Annotated in this window: 16 protein-coding genes; 13 read left to right on the forward strand and 3 right to left on the reverse strand. The window is 71.8% G+C overall.

Translation table 11 applies throughout. From position 1 onward, the window contains the following. The first annotated feature begins 47 nt into the window (after positions 1-47). From JK356_RS13315 to fabF, 5 genes are all read left to right on the forward strand, one after another. Positions 48-1,178, forward strand: a complete 1,131-nt coding sequence (locus JK356_RS13315; protein ID WP_201868153.1) for a CdaR family transcriptional regulator — start codon at positions 48-50, stop codon at positions 1,176-1,178. A gap of 99 nt (positions 1,179-1,277) precedes the next feature. Next, positions 1,278-2,243, forward strand: a complete 966-nt coding sequence (locus tag JK356_RS13320; RefSeq protein ID WP_201868154.1) for an ACP S-malonyltransferase — start codon at positions 1,278-1,280, stop codon at positions 2,241-2,243. Positions 2,244-2,305: 62 nt separating this feature from the next. Continuing rightward, positions 2,306-3,304, forward strand: coding sequence for a ketoacyl-ACP synthase III (locus tag JK356_RS13325; protein ID WP_201867926.1), 999 nt, complete (start codon positions 2,306-2,308; stop codon positions 3,302-3,304). Between the two features lie 33 nt (positions 3,305-3,337). Then, positions 3,338-3,586 carry an acyl carrier protein gene (locus JK356_RS13330; RefSeq protein ID WP_201867927.1) on the forward strand — a complete coding sequence of 83 codons (249 nt, stop codon included), beginning with the start codon at positions 3,338-3,340 and terminating at the stop codon, positions 3,584-3,586. 135 nt (positions 3,587-3,721) lie between these two features. After that, positions 3,722-4,984, forward strand: coding sequence for a beta-ketoacyl-ACP synthase II (gene fabF / locus JK356_RS13335; RefSeq protein ID WP_201867928.1), 1,263 nt, complete (start codon positions 3,722-3,724; stop codon positions 4,982-4,984). 52 nt (positions 4,985-5,036) lie between these two features. On the opposite strand, the gene JK356_RS13340 is transcribed toward fabF, so the two are convergent. Continuing rightward, positions 5,037-5,867 carry an NAD(P)-dependent oxidoreductase gene (locus JK356_RS13340; RefSeq protein WP_236671280.1) on the reverse strand — a complete coding sequence of 277 codons (831 nt, stop codon included), beginning with the start codon at positions 5,865-5,867 and terminating at the stop codon, positions 5,037-5,039. Positions 5,868-6,009: 142 nt separating this feature from the next. Further along, positions 6,010-6,504: a DUF3145 domain-containing protein gene (locus JK356_RS13345; RefSeq protein WP_201867930.1), complete on the reverse strand. Its 495-nt coding sequence runs from the start codon at positions 6,502-6,504 to the stop codon at positions 6,010-6,012. 257 nt (positions 6,505-6,761) lie between these two features. Here JK356_RS13345 and JK356_RS13350 point away from each other — a divergent pair, with 257 nt between their 5' ends. From JK356_RS13350 to JK356_RS13385, 8 genes are all read left to right on the forward strand, one after another. Then, a complete protein-coding gene (locus JK356_RS13350; RefSeq protein ID WP_307815561.1) occupies positions 6,762-7,637 on the forward strand; it encodes a GDSL-type esterase/lipase family protein in 876 nt (291 codons plus the stop codon). Positions 7,638-7,777: 140 nt separating this feature from the next. Next, complete coding sequence (locus tag JK356_RS13355) at positions 7,778-8,950, forward strand: mandelate racemase/muconate lactonizing enzyme family protein (protein ID WP_201867933.1); 1,173 nt, start codon at positions 7,778-7,780, stop codon at positions 8,948-8,950. Between the two features lie 3 nt (positions 8,951-8,953). Beyond that, positions 8,954-9,967 carry a zinc-binding dehydrogenase gene (locus JK356_RS13360; RefSeq protein ID WP_201867934.1) on the forward strand — a complete coding sequence of 338 codons (1,014 nt, stop codon included), beginning with the start codon at positions 8,954-8,956 and terminating at the stop codon, positions 9,965-9,967. 128 nt (positions 9,968-10,095) lie between these two features. Further along, on the forward strand, positions 10,096-11,109 hold the full coding sequence (locus tag JK356_RS13365; protein WP_201867935.1) for a hypothetical protein: 1,014 nt from the start codon (positions 10,096-10,098) through the stop codon (positions 11,107-11,109). Between the two features lie 29 nt (positions 11,110-11,138). Further along, complete coding sequence (gene chvE / locus JK356_RS13370; RefSeq protein ID WP_201867936.1) at positions 11,139-12,254, forward strand: multiple monosaccharide ABC transporter substrate-binding protein; 1,116 nt, start codon at positions 11,139-11,141, stop codon at positions 12,252-12,254. Positions 12,255-12,284: 30 nt separating this feature from the next. Continuing rightward, a complete protein-coding gene (mmsA, locus tag JK356_RS13375) occupies positions 12,285-13,889 on the forward strand; it encodes a multiple monosaccharide ABC transporter ATP-binding protein (RefSeq protein WP_201867937.1) in 1,605 nt (534 codons plus the stop codon). Between the two features lies 1 nt (position 13,890). Further along, entirely contained in the window at positions 13,891-15,135 is a 1,245-nt protein-coding gene (gene mmsB, locus JK356_RS13380; RefSeq protein WP_201867938.1) for a multiple monosaccharide ABC transporter permease, read from the forward strand. A 49-nt stretch (positions 15,136-15,184) separates the two neighbouring features. Further along, complete coding sequence (locus tag JK356_RS13385; protein WP_201867940.1) at positions 15,185-16,342, forward strand: aldose epimerase family protein; 1,158 nt, start codon at positions 15,185-15,187, stop codon at positions 16,340-16,342. Between the two features lie 42 nt (positions 16,343-16,384). Here the strand turns inward: JK356_RS13385 and JK356_RS13390 are convergent, their stop codons facing one another. Further along, a complete protein-coding gene (locus JK356_RS13390; RefSeq protein ID WP_201867941.1) occupies positions 16,385-16,840 on the reverse strand; it encodes a hypothetical protein in 456 nt (151 codons plus the stop codon). Positions 16,841-16,868: the final 28 nt, after the last annotated feature.

Genomic DNA, 16,868 nt, shown 5'->3' on the forward strand with positions numbered 1-16,868 from the left:
GTGCGGACGCCGCGGAGCGCGAGGCGCACGCCGCGACCGTCCGCCGCCTGGAGCAGTCCTCCGGGAAGCTGGCGGCCGCCGCCATCGCACGGATGGACCAGCAGCTGCCCTGGTACCGCGCCATGCCGCCGGAGAACCGCTCCTGGATCGGCCTGGTCGCGCAAGCCGGCATCGCGGCCTTCACCGAGTGGTTCCGGCACCCGGACGCGCCGCAGGCCATCAGCACGGACGTCTTCGGCACGGCCCCGCGGGAGCTGACCCGGGCCATCACGCTGCGGCAGACCGTCGAGATGGTGCGCACCACGATCGACGTGGTGGAGTCCGCTGTCGACGAGCTGGCGGCGCCCGGCGGCGAGCGGGCGCTGCGCAACGCCATCCTGGTCTACGCCCGGGAGATCGCCTTCGCCACCGCCCAGGTCTACGCGCAGGCGGCCGAGGCACGCGGTGCCTGGGACGCCCGCCTGGAGTCGCTGGTGGTCAACGCCATCGTCTCCGGCGAGGCCGACGAGAGCGACGTCTCGCGCGCCGCCGCCCTGGGCTGGCGCTCCCCCGAGCACGTCACGGTCCTGCTCGGCAGCGCGCCCAGCGGCGACAGCGAGCTGACCGTGGAGGCGATCCGCCGGGCGGCCCGGTACGCCAAGCTCCAGGTGCTGACCGGCGTGCTGGGCAAGCGGCTGGTGGTGGTGGCCGGCGGCAGCGCGGACCCGGTGCGTGCGGCGAAGGCCCTGATCGGGCCGTTCGCGGCCGGCCCGGTGGTGGCGGGCCCGGTGGTCAGCGACCTGCTGGCGGCGACGAAGTCCGCTCAGGCCGCCGCGGCCGGGCTGCGGGCGTGCGCCGCCTGGCCGGACGCGCCGCGCCCGGTGCACGCCGACGACCTGCTGCCGGAGCGCGCGATGGCCGGGGACCCGGTGGCGCGGTCGCTGCTCGTCGAGGAGGTCTACCGGCCGCTTCAGGAGGCGGGCTCCGCGCTGCTGGAGACCCTGAGTGTCTATCTGGAGCAGGCGAGCAGTCTGGAGGGTGCCGCCAGGATGCTGTTTGTGCACCCCAACACCGTCCGGTACCGTCTGCGCCGTGTGACAGACGTCACCGGCTGGCCGCCGTCCGACGTCCGATCAGCCTTCACGCTGCGCATCGCCCTGATGCTGGGCCGACTCGCGGACGCCGAGGGCCGCACCTAGCCGTCGATCACACTTTGTGCGGGGCCGACAAAACCCGCCGGGGTTCTTCGTCCTCGTCGCCACGGGCGGTGGCCCGGGGTGTCAGGAGAGAGTGTGAGGGTGCTGGTACTCGTCTCCCCCGGCCAGGGCTCGCAGGCTCCTGGCTTCCTGACTCCGTGGCTCGACCTGCCCGGCGCCGCCGACCGGCTGGGCGCCTGGTCCGAGGCCGCCGGGATCGATCTCATTCACTACGGCACGCAGGCCGGTGAGGAGGAGATCCGCGACACCGCCGTGGCGCAGCCGCTGCTGGTGGCCGGCGCCCTGCTGTCGGCCGCCGCGCTCGCCGGCGACGACCTGACGGGGCGGGACGCCGCGGCGTCCGCGCGCGCCGCCGGTGCCGTCGCCGGACACAGCGTGGGCGAGCTGGCCGCGGCCGCGCTGGCCGGCGTGTTCTCCGAGACCGACGCGGTCACGCTGGTGCGCCGGCGCGGCCTGGCCATGGCCGAGGCCGCCTCCGCCGCCGAGACGGGCATGTCGGCGGTGCTCGGCGGCGACCCTGGGGAGGTCGCCAGCGTGCTGGAGAAGCACGGCCTGACCGCGGCCAACAACAACGGCGGCGGACAGGTCGTCGCCGCCGGCACCGCCGAGCAGCTGGCCGCGCTGGCGGCCGAGCCGCCCGAGAAGGCGCGCGTGGTCCCGCTGAAGGTGGCCGGTGCCTTCCACACCGCGCACATGGCCCCCGCCGTCGCGGCCATGTCCGAGGCCGCCGCGCGCGTCACCCCCGCCGACGCGGCCGTGCCGTTCGTCTCCAACGCCGACGGCCAGGCGGTCACCTCCGGTGAGGAGATCATGCGCCGCCTGGTGGACCAGGTAGCGGGCCCCGTGCGCTGGGACCTGTGCATGGAGACGTTCGGGTCGATGGGCGCCACCGCCCTGATCGAGCTGTGCCCGGGCGGCACGCTGACGGCGCTGGCCCGGCGGGCACTGCCCGGTGTGAAGCGGGTGGCGCTGAAGACTCCCGATAACCTGGCCGCTGCCCGCGAGCTCATCGCCGAGCACGCTGCCGGCCCGACGACGGCCCCGTAGGCAAACGCCCGCTGGGCGTTCACCGGCCGGCGAACGCCCACAGGCAACAGAGGAGCGAAGAGATGTCCGCGAGACTCACAACGAGCCGGGGCGCGCCCTACGCGCGGATCCTGGGGGTCGGCGGCTACCGGCCGACGCGGGTGGTGCCGAACGAGGAAATCCTCAAGCACATCGACTCATCGGATGAGTGGATCCGCTCGCGATCGGGCATCGTCACCCGGCACTGGGCCGACGACAACGAGACCGTCACGGAGATGACGCTGGAGGCCGCGGGCAAGGCCCTGGCCGGCGCGGGCATCGCCGCCGAGCAGCTCGACGCCGTGATCATCTCGACGGTCTCCCACTTCAAGCAGACCCCGGCGGTCGCGACCGAGATCGCGCACCGGCTGGGCGCGGGCAAGCCCGCGGCGTTCGACATCTCCGCCGCCTGCGCGGGGTTCGGCTACGCCCTGACGATCGCCAAGGGCCTCATCGTCGAGGGCAGCGCGCGGCACGTGCTGATCGCCGGCGTGGAACGGCTGTCGGACCTCACCGACAAGGAGGACAGGTCCACGGCGTTCCTCTTCGGCGACGGCGCGGGCGCGGTCGTGGTCGGCCCGTCCGAGGAGCCGGCGATCGGGCCGACGATCTGGGGGTCGGAGGGCGACAAGGCCGACACGATCACGCAGACGGTGGCCTGGAAGGACTACAAGCCGGGCGACAAGTTCCCCGCGATCCGGCAGGAGGGCCAGACGGTCTTCCGCTGGGCGGTCTACGAGATGGCCAAGGTCGCCCAGGAGGCGCTCGACGCGGCGGGGATCACGGCTGAGGACCTGGACGTCTTCATTCCGCACCAGGCGAACATGCGGATCATCGACTCGATGGTGAAGACCCTCAAGCTGCCGGAGCACGTCGCGGTCGCCCGCGACGTGGAGACCACCGGCAACACCTCGGCCGCCTCAATACCGCTCGCGATGGAGCGGATGCTGGCGACCGGGCAGGCGAAGAGCGGAGACACCGCCCTCGTCATCGGCTTCGGGGCGGGCCTGGTGTACGCCGCGACGGTCGTTACTCTCCCTTGAAGCACCTGACACGACACAGTAAGGAGCGCCGCAATGGCTGCCACTCAGGAAGAGATCGTCGCTGGTCTCGCCGAGATTGTGAACGAGATCGCCGGCATCCCCGTGGATGACGTGACGCTGGAGAAGTCGTTCACCGATGACCTGGACGTCGACTCGCTCTCCATGGTGGAGGTCGTGGTCGCCGCCGAGGAGAAGTTCGGCGTGAAGATCCCGGACGATGACGTCAAGGGTCTGAAGACCGTGGGCGACGCGGTCGACTACATCGTCAAGCACCAGGACTGAACGGGCGCGACGGGGCCCGCGTCCCGCGCGTGGGTTTCCCCTCGCCCCGGTCTGTTGCGAAGTTCTGCAAGCGCGACGTCGCCACCTGGCGGTGGCGGAGGAGCACAACCCCCGACTAGCGGATAGAGAGTCCCTGTGAACGCGACCAATCGAACGGTGGTCGTCACCGGTATCGGCGCAACCACACCGCTGGGTGGCGACAGCGCGGCGACCTGGGAGGGCCTGATGGCCGGGCGTTCCGGCGTACGGGTCCTCACGCAGGAGTGGGCCGCCAGCCTCCCGGTCAGGATCGCCGCCACCGCGGCGGCCGAGCCGAGCGAGGCGCTGCCGAGGCCGGTGGCCCGCAAGCTGGACCGCTCGGCCCAGTTCGCGCTGCTCGCCACGCGGGAAGCGTGGGCGGACGCGGGCTTTACGGGGAAAGCGGGCGAGGATCCCTCGCTCGATCCGGACCGGGTCGGCGCCGTGATCGCCTCCGGGATCGGTGGCGTGACGACGCTGCTCGAGCAGTACGACGTGCTTAACGAGAAGGGCCCGCGGCGGGTCTCCCCGCACACGGTGCCCATGCTGATGCCCAACAGCCCGGCGGCCAACGTCAGCCTCGACGTGGGCGCGCGGGCCGGCGCTCACACGCCGGTGAGCGCCTGCGGCTCGGGCGCGGAGGCCGTCGGCTACGCGGCCGAGATGATCCGGTCGGGCCGCGCGGACGTGGTCGTGGCGGGCGGCACCGAGGCGTGCATCCACCCGCTGCCGATCGCGGCCTTCGCCAACATGATGGCGATGTCGAAGAACAACGACGAGCCGGAGCGCGCCTCGCGGCCGTACGACACCAAGCGTGACGGCTTCGTCCTGGGTGAGGGCTCGGGCGTGGTGGTCCTGGAGTCGGCCGAGCACGCGGCGGCCCGGGGTGCCCGGGTGTACTGCGAGATGCTGGGCCAGGGCCTGTCGGCCGACAGCCACCACATCGCGCAGCCGGAGCCCGAGGGCCGGGGCATCGCGGCGGCGCTGCGGCACCTGCTGGAGGACACGGACCTCAAGCCGGAGCAGCTCGTCCACGTCAATGCGCACGCGACGTCCACCCCGCAGGGTGACGTGGCGGAGATCAAGGCGCTGCGCCAGGTGCTCGGGGAGGACCTGGACCACGTGGCGATCGCCTCGACCAAGTCGATGACCGGTCACCTGCTGGGCGGCGCGGGCGGCGTGGAGACCGTCGCCACCGTGCTGGCGCTGCACCACCGGACGGCCCCGCCGACGATCAACGTCGACGAGCTGGACCCGGAGGTGGACGCCGACATCGTCCGTGACACGCCGCGGCAGCTGCCGTCGGGCACGATCGCCGCGCTCAACAACTCCTTCGGCTTCGGCGGCCACAACATCGTGCTCGCCTTCCGCACTGTCTGACCGCCGTCTGACCGCCGTCTGACCGCTGTCGTCTGGCCCGCGTCCCCGGCGTTCAGCGGCCGGGGAAGCTGGCGTAGTACGAGGCCGCCATGTCCTCGCCGCCGTGCCCCTGAGCGGAGGCACGGCGGAACCGTTCCGCACCCGCCTCGGCGGCGTCGAGCCGGACGCCCGCGGCCCGGGCGGCCGCCAGGATCAGGCGGGTGTCCTTGGCCGCGGTGTCCACGGCGAAGCTCGGGGTGAGGTCGCCCCCGCGGAGCACGGCGGCCTTGGCGCGCAGGTAGCCGAGGTCGAGCGGGCCGCCCGCGACCGCGTCGAGGAAGTCCTCGGTGCGCACGCCCAGCCCGTCGGCCAGCGCGAGCGCCTCGGCGGTGCCGTGGGTGACGGCGAGCACCCAGCTGTTGCAGACCAGTTTCAGCCGCGTGGCCGCGCCCGGTTCCTGACCGGTCCACAGGGTGCGCGCGGCGATGGCGCCGAGCACGGGCGCGAGCGCGGGCCTGGCCTCCTCGGGTCCGGCGGCCAGCACGGTCAGCGTGCCGGCTTCCGCGGGCTGGCGGGTGCCCAGGACGGGCGCGTCGACGAACACCAGGCCGTGATCGCGGGCGAAGCCGGCCAGCGCCGGCAGGTCGTCGAGCCCGGCGGTGGTGCTCTGCAGCCACACGGCGCCCGGCCGCAGCCCCGGGGCGGCGTCGCGCATGACGGCCAGGGTGGCCGGGCCGTCGTAGAGCATGGTGAGGATGGTGCCGGCGCCGCGCACGGCCGCCGCGGGCGTGGCGGCGACGCGGACGCCGTCGGCGGCGAGCGGCTCGGCTTTGGCCCGGGTGCGGTTCCACGCGCGCACCTCCAGGCCGGCGCGGGCGAGGTTGCGGGCCATGGCGCCGCCCATGATGCCGGTGCCGAGCACCGCCACGGCGGGGGCCGGCTGATGGGTGGTCTGGCCGGACTGCTCCGGGGTCTGGTCGGTCTGCTCCGGGGTCTGGTCGGTCTGTTCGGTCATGCGCCCACGCTACGGCCGCGGCAGCGGGCCGTCAGACCACCTGGTGCAGCCAGCGCACCGGCGCGCCCTCGCCGGCGTACCGGAACGGCTCCAGCTCGTCGTCCCACGGCTTGCCGAGCAGACCGGTGATCTCGGTGAGGAGGTCGCTCTCGCCGCGCGCGGCCCGCTCGGCGGCGGCGCGCAGCCGGTTCTCGGGGATCATGATGTCGCCGTGGGGGCCGGTGACGGCGTGGTAGATGCCGAGGTCGGGCGTGCAGCTGTAGCGTTCGCCCTCGGCCTGGGAGCAGGGCTCGGCGGTGACCTCGAAACGCAGCATCTGCCAGCCGCGCAGGGCCGAGGCGAGCCGGGAGGCGATGGACGCCTCGCCCTGCCAGGAGAGTTCGGCGCGCCAGGTGCCCGGGGAGGCGGGCTGTCTGGTCCAGTCGAGGCTGACGCGGGTGTTCAGCACGGAGGCCACGGCCCACTCGATGTGCGGACACAGCGCGCGGGGCGCGGAGTGCACGTAGAGAACGCCTCGTGTCGTCATCGGGACCTCCCGCTTTGCTCTTTGCCAGCCCCGCCGCGCCCGGGTGTTGACCCATGGCCACCTGCCGTCTTCTAGGCTGGTGGAGGGTTTCCGTCGCGCCGCCCAGTGCCAGAACCCAAAGCTACCGCGCGGCGGCGGCGCGGCCCTGCCGCCGTACCGGTCCGCGCGGGGGAATACGCCCCGGAATATCCGAAGGACGCTCGATGCCGCCACGCCGCCCGGCCCAGCCAAGGGCTCTGCGATTCCGCCTGGCAGCGGTGACCGCCGCACTGACGGTGCTGGCGGCCGCGGGGTGCACGTCCTCGTCCTCGTCCGGTCCGCGGGACGGCGGGGCGGAGCGGGAGGCGTCCTCGCGCGAGCCGGAGGCGGGGGAGCCGTCGTGGGACACCAGCCCGTCGTCGCTGGCGGCGCTCGGCGACTCCATCACGACGGGCTTCGACACCTGCCGGGTGCTGGCGGACTGCCCGGAGGCGTCGTGGGCGACCGGCACGGACGCGGGCGTGGACAGCCTGGCGATGCGGCTGCTGGGCGACGAGACGGCGGTCACCGAGCGGGCGTGGAACTACGCCGAAGCGGGCGCGACCGTCTCCGGCCTGGCGGCGCAGGCGCGCGAGGCGATGGCGCACGATCCGGACCTGGTGACGGTGCTCATCGGGGCGAATGACGCGTGCGCCCCGGACGTCACGGAGATGACGAGCGTGGCGGAGTTCGAGCGCGGCTTCACCCGGGCGCTGGACGAGATCCGCGCCGCCGACGAGTCGACGCAGGTGTACGTCTCCAGCGTGCCGGACCTGATGCGGCTGTGGGAGGAGGGCAGCGGCTCGGCGATGGCCGCGCTGATCTGGGAGGCCGCGGACATCTGCCCGTCGGTGCTGGCCGACCCGGGGAACCGCGGGGAGCGCGCGGTGCAGCGGCGCGAGGCGGTGCGCGAGCGGATCGAGGAGTACAACGCGGTGCTGGCACAGGTGTGCGGCGCCGATCCGCTGTGCCGGTACGACGACGGCGCGGTCTTCTCCTATCCGTTCACCACGGACCACCTCAGCGGCTGGGACTGGTTTCATCCCTCGGAGGAGGGACAGCGAGAGCTGGCGCGGCTGGCCTACGAGCGGGTGACGCGGGACGGCGGCGGCTGAGGTCTTCCGCTCAAGGCGGGGTGAGAGGGACCATTGACAGGCGATGGTGCGCCTCATTAGCTTCATGCACAGCATTTCGAACGAGATACGAAATCTCGAACGCTTTCGGCTCGCATGACCACCGCAAAGGATTGGGCCCCGTGCGCATCACCGGAATCAGTACCCATGTCGTCGGCACGCCCTGGCGCAACCTGACCTACGTGCAGGTGCACACGGACGAGGGCCTCACCGGGGTCGGCGAGACCCGGATGCTGGGCCACACCGACGCGCTCGTCGGTTACCTCCGCGAGGCGGAGCGGAACCACATCGCCGGCTCCGACCCGTTCGCGCTGGAAGACCTGGTGCGCCGGATGAAGTACGGCGACTACGGCCGGGCCGGCGAGATCGTCATGTCGGGCATCGCGTGCGTGGAGCAGGCGTGCTGGGACATCAAGGGCAAGGCGCTGGGCGTGCCGGTCTGGCAGCTGCTCGGCGGGCGGGCCAACGCCAAGGACAACCGCGTCAAGGCCTACGCCAACGGCTGGTACACGGTGGAGCGCACGCCCGAGGCGTTCCACGCGGCGGCGCGGAAGGTCGTCGAGCGCGGCTACCAGGCGCTGAAGTTCGACCCGTTCGGCACCGGCAGCTTCGAGCTGGACTACGCCGAGACGCGCCGCGCGGTGTCCCTGGTCGAGGCGGTGCGGGACGCGATAGGCCCGGAGCGTGAGCTGCTGCTGGAGATGCACGGCCGGTTCAGCCCGGCGACGGCGGTGCGGATCGCGCGGGAGGTCGAGCCGTTCGCTCCCTCCTGGATCGAGGAGCCGGTGCCGCCGGAGAACCTCAAGGCGCTCGCCAAGGTCGCCGAGCGCACGCACCTGCCCATCGCGACCGGCGAGCGGATCCACGACCGCATCGAGTTCCGCGAGCTGTTCGAGTTGCAGGCGGCCGACATCATCCAGCCCGACCTGGGCCACATCGGCGGCATCAGCGAGATGCGGAAGCTGGCCGCCACCGCGGAGACCCACTACATGCTCGTCGCTCCGCACAACGTCGGCGGCTCGGTCCTGACGGCCGCGAGCCTCCAGCTCGCCGGCTGCACCCCCAACTTCAAGATCCTCGAGCACTTCAACGACTTCGCCGACTCCGAGATCAAGCGCGTCGTCAAGGGCGCGCCGGAGGTCGTCGACGGCTACTTCACGCTCTCCGATGCCCCCGGGCTCGGCGTCGAGCTGGACACCGACGCGGCCGCGGAGTTCCCGCAGCAGCAGGCCCGGTTCGACCTGTGGGCCGAGGGCTGGGAGAAGCGCGAAGGCGCACAGGGACGCCAGGAGTAACGCGTGACCTCACGTTCCGTTGTCATCGACGAGCCGGGCTCCTTCCGCCTGGCGACCGGGCCCGTGCCCGAGCCGGGGCCCGGCGAGGTGCGGGTGGCCGTGCACGCCGCCGGGGTGTGCGCCTCCGACCGGGAGGTGTTCGACGGCACCCGCGCCGAGGGCTACGTGCGCTACCCCGTCACGCCGGGCCACGAGTGGTCCGGGGTGATCGAGGCGGTCGGCGAGGGCGTGGACCCGGCGCTGACCGGGCGCAAGACGGTCGGCGAGGGCTTCCGCGCCTGCCAGTCCTGCGAGCGCTGCCGCTCCGGGGAGACCAGCCTGTGCACGGCCGGCTACGAGGAGACCGGCTTCACCCAGCCCGGCGCGTTCGCCGACCGGCTGGTGCTGCCCGCCCGGCTGCTGCACCTGCTGGACGACGACGCCGACCTGCGGGCCGCCGCGCTGCTGGAGCCCGCGGCCGTGACCGCCGCCGCGGTGCTGGCGGCGGCGCCGCGCCCCGGCGAGCGGGTCGCGGTGGTCGGGGCCGGGACGCTCGGCCTGCTGGCCGTGCAGTTCCTCGCCGCCTCCTCCCCTGCCGAGCTGCTGGCCGTCGACCCGCGCTCACGCCCGCTGCGCACGTCGTCGGCCATGGGCGCCACCAGGGCCGTCACGCCCGAGCAGGCCACCGGGCTGCGCGGCCGGTACGACCTGGTGATCGAGACGGCCGGGGCTCCGACGACGGCCCACGACGCCTGCCTGCTGGCACGGCGCGGCGGCCGGGTGGTGCTCACCGGCATGCCGGAGGCGGGGGCGACGGGCATCGACCCGGTGCACCTGTCCGTCAGCCAGCTGACCGTGGCAAGCGTCTTCGGCGCTCCGCCGAGCGCCTGGGCCTACGCGGTGCGCGCCTTCACGCTGGGGCTGCTGCGCCCCGGCGCGCTGATCACGCACGAGATTCCCCTGTCCAGGTTCGGGGAAGCGATCGATCTGGTCGGCAGCGGTGATCCCGATGTGGGCAAGGTTTTGCTCAAACCCTAGACCGCGCGGCCTCACTGCTGGACTGTACTCACTGCCACCCGGTGGGCCGAGGGCGACCCACACCTCCGTCAACCCGCGTCACGCAAACCGAACCACGTACGACATACCGAACAACCAGATGGAGCATCGTGTCTGAGTCCGCCTCCGCCAACACCCGCCGTCGCCGCCCCGCCGACGCCGCACTGGCGTCGCTCGGCATCGCCTCCCCACCGGACGACCCCGCTGACGCCTCGCCGCACACCTTCCCCGACGGGGGCAAGTGGCGCACGGAGATCCCCTCGGTCGAGGGCCCCGAGGCCCTCGCCACGGTTCTCAAGGAGGCTGCCCAGCTCGGCGTCCCCATCCACCGCATCAGCCAGGGCAGCGGCGTGTGGATGCTGACCGATTCCGAGATCACCGAGATGGTCGACGCCTGCGCCCAGGCCAACGTCGAGCTGTGCCTGTTCACCGGCCCCCGCGGCACCTGGGACATCGGCGCCAGCACCCGCACCGCCTCCGGCGGCGCCGGGCTGCGGGCCCGCGGCCACAGCGCCGTCGCCGGCTGCGTCGAGGACGCGCTGCGCGCCACCGAGCTGGGCGTGCGCTGCCTGCTGGTCGCTGACGAGGGCGTGCTGTGGCTGCTGCACCGGCTGCGCGCGGCCGGCACGCTGCCCGCCGACACCACGTTCAAGGTCTCCGCGCTCATCGGCCCGGTCAACCCGGCCTCCATCGCCGTCCACGAGGGCCTCGGCGCGGACTCCGTGAACATCCCCTCCGACCTGACGCTCGAGCACCTCACGGAGATCCGGCGGGTCACCCGCGTCCCGCTCGACTTCTACCTGGAGGCGCCCGACGACCTCGGCGGCTACGTGCGGATGTACGACATAGCCGAGCTGATCCGCCGGGGCGGGCCGATCTACCTGAAGTTCGGCCTGAGCAAGGCCCCGGGCATCTACCCGTTCGGCGCCCACCTGCGCGACGTCACCCTGGACACCGCCCGGGAGCGGGTGCGCCGCGGCCGCCTGGCCCTCGACCTGCTGGCCCGGCTCGGCGCCGACGAGGGCATGTCCCCGCTGGGCTCGCGCCTGCCCGGACCGCTGAACCGTTTCCCCGCGCCGGAACCCGGCACGGCTTCCGGCGTCACCGCCACCGCGGAGGAATAGGTCCTCCCGACGAAAAGGACGGAACCACGATGTCTCGTACACGTCTTGCCCGAGCCACAGGGGCGGCGGCAGCCGCTCTCGCACTGGCACTGACCGCCGCCGCGTGCGGCCAGAACGCGCCAGGCGGTTCGAAGTACGACGGCGGCGGGAACGGCGGAACGGTAGGCATCTCCATGCCCACCCGTTCCTCCGAGCGCTGGATCGCCGACGGCGAGAACATGGTGCGGCAGTTCGAGGAAGCCGGGTACGAGGCAAACCTCCAGTACGGCGAAGACGACATCCCCCAGCAGATCACCCAGATCGAGAACATGATCGCGCAGGGCGTGGACCTGCTGGTGATCGCGGCTATCGACGGCTCCGCGCTGGGGAACGTGCTCCAGCAGGCGGCGGACGCGAACATCCCGGTGATCTCGTACGACCGCCTGCTGATGGGCTCGCCGCACGTGGACTGCTACGCCACCTTCGACAACTACCAGGTCGGCCAGCTCCAGGGGCAGTACCTCGTGGACGCCCTCGGCCTGGAGGAAGGCGGCAACGACAGCTACAACATCGAGCTCTTCGCCGGGGACCCGGACGACAACAACACCCGGTACTTCTTCAACGGCGCGATGGACGTGCTCCAGCCGTTCATCGACGAGGGCCAGCTGACGGTGCTCAGCGGCCAGACCCGCCTGGCGCAGCTCACCACGGAGCGCTGGGACGGCGCCCTGGCGCAGGACCGCATGGAGGACCTGCTCACCGCCCACTACCGGGGCCGCGAGCGCGTCGACGCGGTGCTGTCCCCCTACGACGGCATCTCGCTGGGCATCATCTCCGCCCTGGAGAGCGCCGGCTACGGCACCGAGTCCCGGCCGCTGCCGGTCATCACCGGGCAGGACGCCGAGATCTCCTCCGTGCGGTCCATCATCGCCGGCAAGCAGACGCAGACGGTCTACAAGGACACCCGCGAACTGGCCGCCCAGGCCGTGCAGATGGGTGACGCCCTGCTCAACGGCCAGGAGTGCGAGGCCAACGACACCGAGTCGTACGACAACGGCGAGAAGGTCGTGCCGGCCTACCTGCTGGAACCGGTCAGCATCGACGCCAGCAACTGGGAGCTGCTGGTCGAAGAGGGTTACTACACCGAAGCGGAGCTGCGGAACTAGCCGCGTCCGGCGACGTAAGGAGTGTGCGCTATGGAGCGGCACGTACTGGAGATGCGCGGCATCACCAAGACCTTTCCGGGTGTCCGCGCGCTCGACGGGGTGAACATCTCGGTGCGCCCCGGCGAGATCCACGCGATCTGCGGAGAGAACGGGGCGGGCAAGTCCACCCTGATGAAGGTGCTCTCCGGGGTCTACCCGCACGGCTCCTACGAAGGCGAGATCTACTTCGAGGGCGAGCTGTGCCAGTTCAAGGACATCCGCGCCAGCGAGCGGCGCGGCATCGTCATCATCCACCAGGAACTCGCGCTGATCCCGCAGCTGTCGATCGCGGAGAACATCTTCCTGGGCAACGAGCGGGCCGGGCGCGGCGGCCTGATCTCGTGGAGCACCACGCTGCGCGAGACCGAACGGCTGATGCGCCGCGTCGGCCTGACCGGTGAGCACCCGCAGACGCTGATCTCCGAGCTGGGCGTCGGCAAGCAGCAGCTGGTCGAGATCGCCAAGGCGCTGGCCAAGCGCGTCAAGCTGCTGATCCTGGACGAGCCCACGGCCGCGCTGAACGACACCGACAGCGCCAAGCTGCTCGACCTGGTCATGGAGCTGCGCGAGCAGGGCATCGCCAGCATCCTGATCTCGCACAAGCTGAACGAGGTGCTCCAGGTCGCCGACGCGGTGACGATCCTGCGGGACGGCCGCACCATCGAGACGCTGACGGTGCGCGAGGAGCGCGGCGCCGAGCCGGCCGTGTCCGAGGACCGGCTGATCCGCGGCATGGTCGGCCGCGAGCTGACGCAGTACTTCCCCGAGCGGACGCCGTACACCGGCGAGCGCGCCGGGGAGGTGGCGCTGTCGGTCGAGGGCTGGACGGTGCGGCACCCGCTCGACACGTCGCGGCGGGTCGTCGACGACGTGTCGTTCGAGGTGCGGCACGGCGAGATCCTGGGGATCGCCGGGCTGATGGGCGCCGGGCGCACCGAACTGGCGATGAGCCTGTTCGGCCGCTCCTGGGGCCGCTATGAGTCCGGCACGGTCCGTTTGCACGGCAAGGAGGTCACCCTCAAGACGGTCTCGCAGGCCATCCGCCACGGCATCGCCTACGTGACGGAGGACCGCAAGACCTACGGGCTGAACCTGATCGACTCGATCAGCCGCAACATCTCGCTGGCCGCGCTGCCGGGCATGGCCAGGCACGGAGTGATCGACGAGCACGTGGAGACGCGCACCGCGGAGCGTTTCCGCACCAGAATGAACATCAAGGCGCCCACCGTTTTCGAGCACACCGGCAAGCTCAGCGGCGGCAACCAGCAGAAGGTCGTGCTGAGCAAGTGGATCCAGGCCGAGCCCGACGTGCTGATCCTGGACGAGCCGACCCGCGGCATCGACGTGGGCGCCAAATCCGAGATCTACCAGGTGATCAACGGCCTGGCCGCCGAGGGCAAGGCCGTCATCGTCATCTCCTCGGAGCTGCCGGAGCTGCTGGGGCTGTGCGACCGCATCGCCGCCATGGCCGCGGGCCGCATGACCGGCGTGCTGGAGCGGTCCGAGGCCGACCAGGAGGCGCTCCTGCGCCTGATGACCGAACCACGCGACGGCAGGGCCGCGAGTGGAACCGTGACGGGGAGTGGAGAGCGCTGAGATGAACGCGAAGACGGACGTGGAGACCAAGCCGGCCACCACCGGCAAGGACGGCGGCTCCGGCGGCCAGGGCGGCGCCCTGGAGCAGGTGCTGCGCGGGCTGCGGACGAACGTCCGGCAGTACGGCATGCTCATCGCGCTCGCCCTGCTGCTGGTCATCTTCCAGATCTGGACGGGCGGCGACATCCTGCTGCCCAACAACGTCAGCAACATCATCCAGCAGAACGGTTACATCCTGATCCTCGCGATCGGGATGATGATCGTCATCATCAACGGGCATATCGACCTCTCCGTCGGCTCGGTCGCCGGGTTCACCGGCGCCGTCGCCAGCGTGCTGATGGTCCAACACGGCATGCCATGGCAGCTGGCGTTCATCCTCACGCTGCTGCTCGGCGCGGCCGTGGGCGCCTGGCATGGTTTCTGGATCTCTTATGTAGGCATTCCTTCCTTTATCGTGACGCTCGCGGGCATGCTCCTGTTCCGGGGCCTGACCCGCCTGACGCTGGACGGCCAGTCGGAGTCCTCGTTCCCCGAGGGCTTCCGTGACCTCGGCACCGGCTTCCTGCCGGAGGTCGGGCCGACGACCAACTACCACAACCTGACCGTGCTGCTGGGCCTGGCGGTCTGCGCCTTCACCGTCATCAGCGAGCTGCGCAAGCGCCGCCAGCAGCAGGCCTACGACCTGGACGTCATGCCGTTCAGCCTGTTCGTGCTGAAGTGCGCCGCGATCATCGCCGCGGTCATGGCGTTCACCCTGACGCTGGCGAGCTGGCACGGCGCCCCGATCGTGCTGCTCATCCTCGGCGGTCTGCTGGTGCTGATGGGCTTCCTGATGCGCAACTCGGTGATCGGCCGCCACGTGTACGCCCTCGGCGGCAACCGCGCCGCCGCGCAGCTCTCCGGCGTGAACAGCCAGCGGGTGACGTTCCTGGTCTTCGTCAACATGGGCCTGCTCTCCGCGCTCGCGGGCTGTGTGTTCACCGCGCGGCTCGGCGTGGCCGCGCCGGGCGCCGGTGAACTGTTCGAACTGGAAGCGATCGCCGCGGCGTTCATCGGCGGCGCGTCGATGTCCGGCGGTGTGGGCACGGTGCTGGGCGCCGTCATCGGCGGCCTGGTGCTGGGCGTGCTGGACAACGGCATGTCGCTGGTCGGCGTGGACGAGAACTGGCAGCAGGTCATCAAGGGCCTGGTGCTGCTCGCCGCGGTCGCGTTCGACATCTGGAACAAGCGCCGCGCGACCACCTGAACCACCCGGTCAGTCAACGCACCTACACAAGCCTAAGGAGCCGCTAATCATGTCTACTTCACGACGGGCGGTCATCGCCTCAGCCGCGGCGGCGGGTCTGACCGCGGCCACGGTGGGCGGCGCGCACGCGCACGGCCACGGCGGCAGCGGCGGCGGCCGCGGGCCCCGGCGCGAGACCTTCGGCCGCCTCGACGACGGCACCGAGGTCCACCGCTGGTCCCTGGAACGGGGCGGGACCCGCCTGAAGGTCCTCTCTTACGGCGGCGTCGTGCAGTCGCTGGAGATACCCGACCGCCACGGCCGGTACGCCAACGTCTCGCTCGGCTTCGCGGATCTCGGCTCGTACGTCAGCGACTCGCCGTACTTCGGCGCCCTGATAGGCCGCTACGGCAACCGCATCGCGCGCGGCCGGTTCACCCTGGACGGCACCGAGTACCAGCTGCCGGTCAACGACGGCCCCAACAGCCTCCACGGTGGCGACCAGGGATTCGACAAGCGCGTCTGGGACGTCACCCCCTCCGGCCCGGCCGCGCTGACGCTCACCTACACCAGCCCCGACGGCGAGATGGGCTACCCGGGCACGCTGTCCGTCACCGTCACCTACACCCTGACCGACGACGGCGACTTCCGGATCGACTACGAGGCCACGACCGACGCCCCGACGGTCGTCAACCTCACCAACCACACCTATTTCAACCTCTCGGGCGAGGGCTCCGGCTCCATCGAGAACCACGAGCTGACCGTCGCCGCCTCGCGGTACACCCCGGTCGACGACACGCTCATCCCGACCGGCGAGCTGGCCTCCGTCGCGGGCACGCCGTTCGACTTCCGCCGCCCGAAGGCCGTCGGCGCCGACCTGCGGGCCGGCGCGGAGCAGATCCTGATCGCCCAGGGCTTCGACCACAACCTGGTGCTCGACAAGGGCATCACGCGCCGCCCCGAGCACGCCATCACGCTCTACGACCCGGCCTCCGGCCGCCAGATGGACATCGCCACGACCGAGCCGGGCGTGCAGTTCTACAGCGGCAACTTCCAGGACGGCACCCTCACCGGCACCTCGGGCCGCACCTACCGGCAGTCCGATGCCCTGTGCCTGGAGACGCAGCACTTCCCCGACTCGCCCAACCAGCCGGAGTTCCCCAGCACCGTGCTGCGGCCGGGCGAGACCTACCGCTCCACCACCGTCCACTCCTTCTCCGCCCGCTGATCCCCGGCCCGGCCCGGGCCGCGCTCCCCCGCGGGGCGCGGCTCAGGCCGGGTCGCAGCGCAGGGCGTCGTTGTCCGCCCGGGGGCAGTCGGTGGTGTCGATCCGCCGCAGCACCGCGCCCGTGGCGTCGAAGACCGTGGCGGTGTACCCGCGTGAGAAGTCGGCGCCCCGCTCCTCGGCCAGGAACCGCAGGATGCTCTCCGCGACCGTGCCGGCCTGCTCCTCGGTCACGCCCTCGTCCACGACGACCAGGACGTCCGGCGTGCCGTCGTCGTTGACCGACGGGTGGACCGACCTCACGGTCCGCGACAGCTCGTCGTCGTGCGCCTCGCGGTACTGCTCGGCGGCAGACTCCCCGCGGCGCGCCAGCTCTTCAGCCACGGCGTCCTCCAGGGCCGGCGGATCGTCCGACTCCCCCCAGGGGTTGAAGAACAGCCCGAAGACCACCACCCCCGCCAGTACGGCGATTCCCACAACTACCCGAAGCCACCGCTTCATTGACCGCCTCCCCGTCGTCGCGGGCGCC

This window comes from Streptomyces sp. 7-21, from assembly GCF_016741785.1.
Lineage (GTDB): Bacteria > Actinomycetota > Actinomycetes > Streptomycetales > Streptomycetaceae > Streptomyces.

Excerpts from the sequence above, each read along its gene's own strand:
- JK356_RS13325 (WP_201867926.1), top strand. The coding sequence starts at position 2,306 with ATGTCCGCGAGACTCACAACGAGCCGGGGCGCGCCCTACGCGCGGATC.
- JK356_RS13330 (WP_201867927.1), top strand. The coding sequence starts at position 3,338 with ATGGCTGCCACTCAGGAAGAGATCGTCGCTGGTCTCGCCGAGATTGTG.
- JK356_RS13340 (WP_236671280.1), bottom strand. The coding sequence starts at position 5,867 with ATGGGCGGCGCCATGGCCCGCAACCTCGCCCGCGCCGGCCTGGAGGTG.
- JK356_RS13345 (WP_201867930.1), bottom strand. The coding sequence starts at position 6,504 with ATGACGACACGAGGCGTTCTCTACGTGCACTCCGCGCCCCGCGCGCTG.
- chvE (WP_201867936.1), top strand. The coding sequence starts at position 11,139 with ATGTCTCGTACACGTCTTGCCCGAGCCACAGGGGCGGCGGCAGCCGCT.
- mmsA (WP_201867937.1), top strand. The coding sequence starts at position 12,285 with ATGGAGCGGCACGTACTGGAGATGCGCGGCATCACCAAGACCTTTCCG.
- mmsB (WP_201867938.1), top strand. The coding sequence starts at position 13,891 with ATGAACGCGAAGACGGACGTGGAGACCAAGCCGGCCACCACCGGCAAG.
- JK356_RS13385 (WP_201867940.1), top strand. The coding sequence starts at position 15,185 with ATGTCTACTTCACGACGGGCGGTCATCGCCTCAGCCGCGGCGGCGGGT.
- JK356_RS13390 (WP_201867941.1), bottom strand. The coding sequence starts at position 16,840 with ATGAAGCGGTGGCTTCGGGTAGTTGTGGGAATCGCCGTACTGGCGGGG.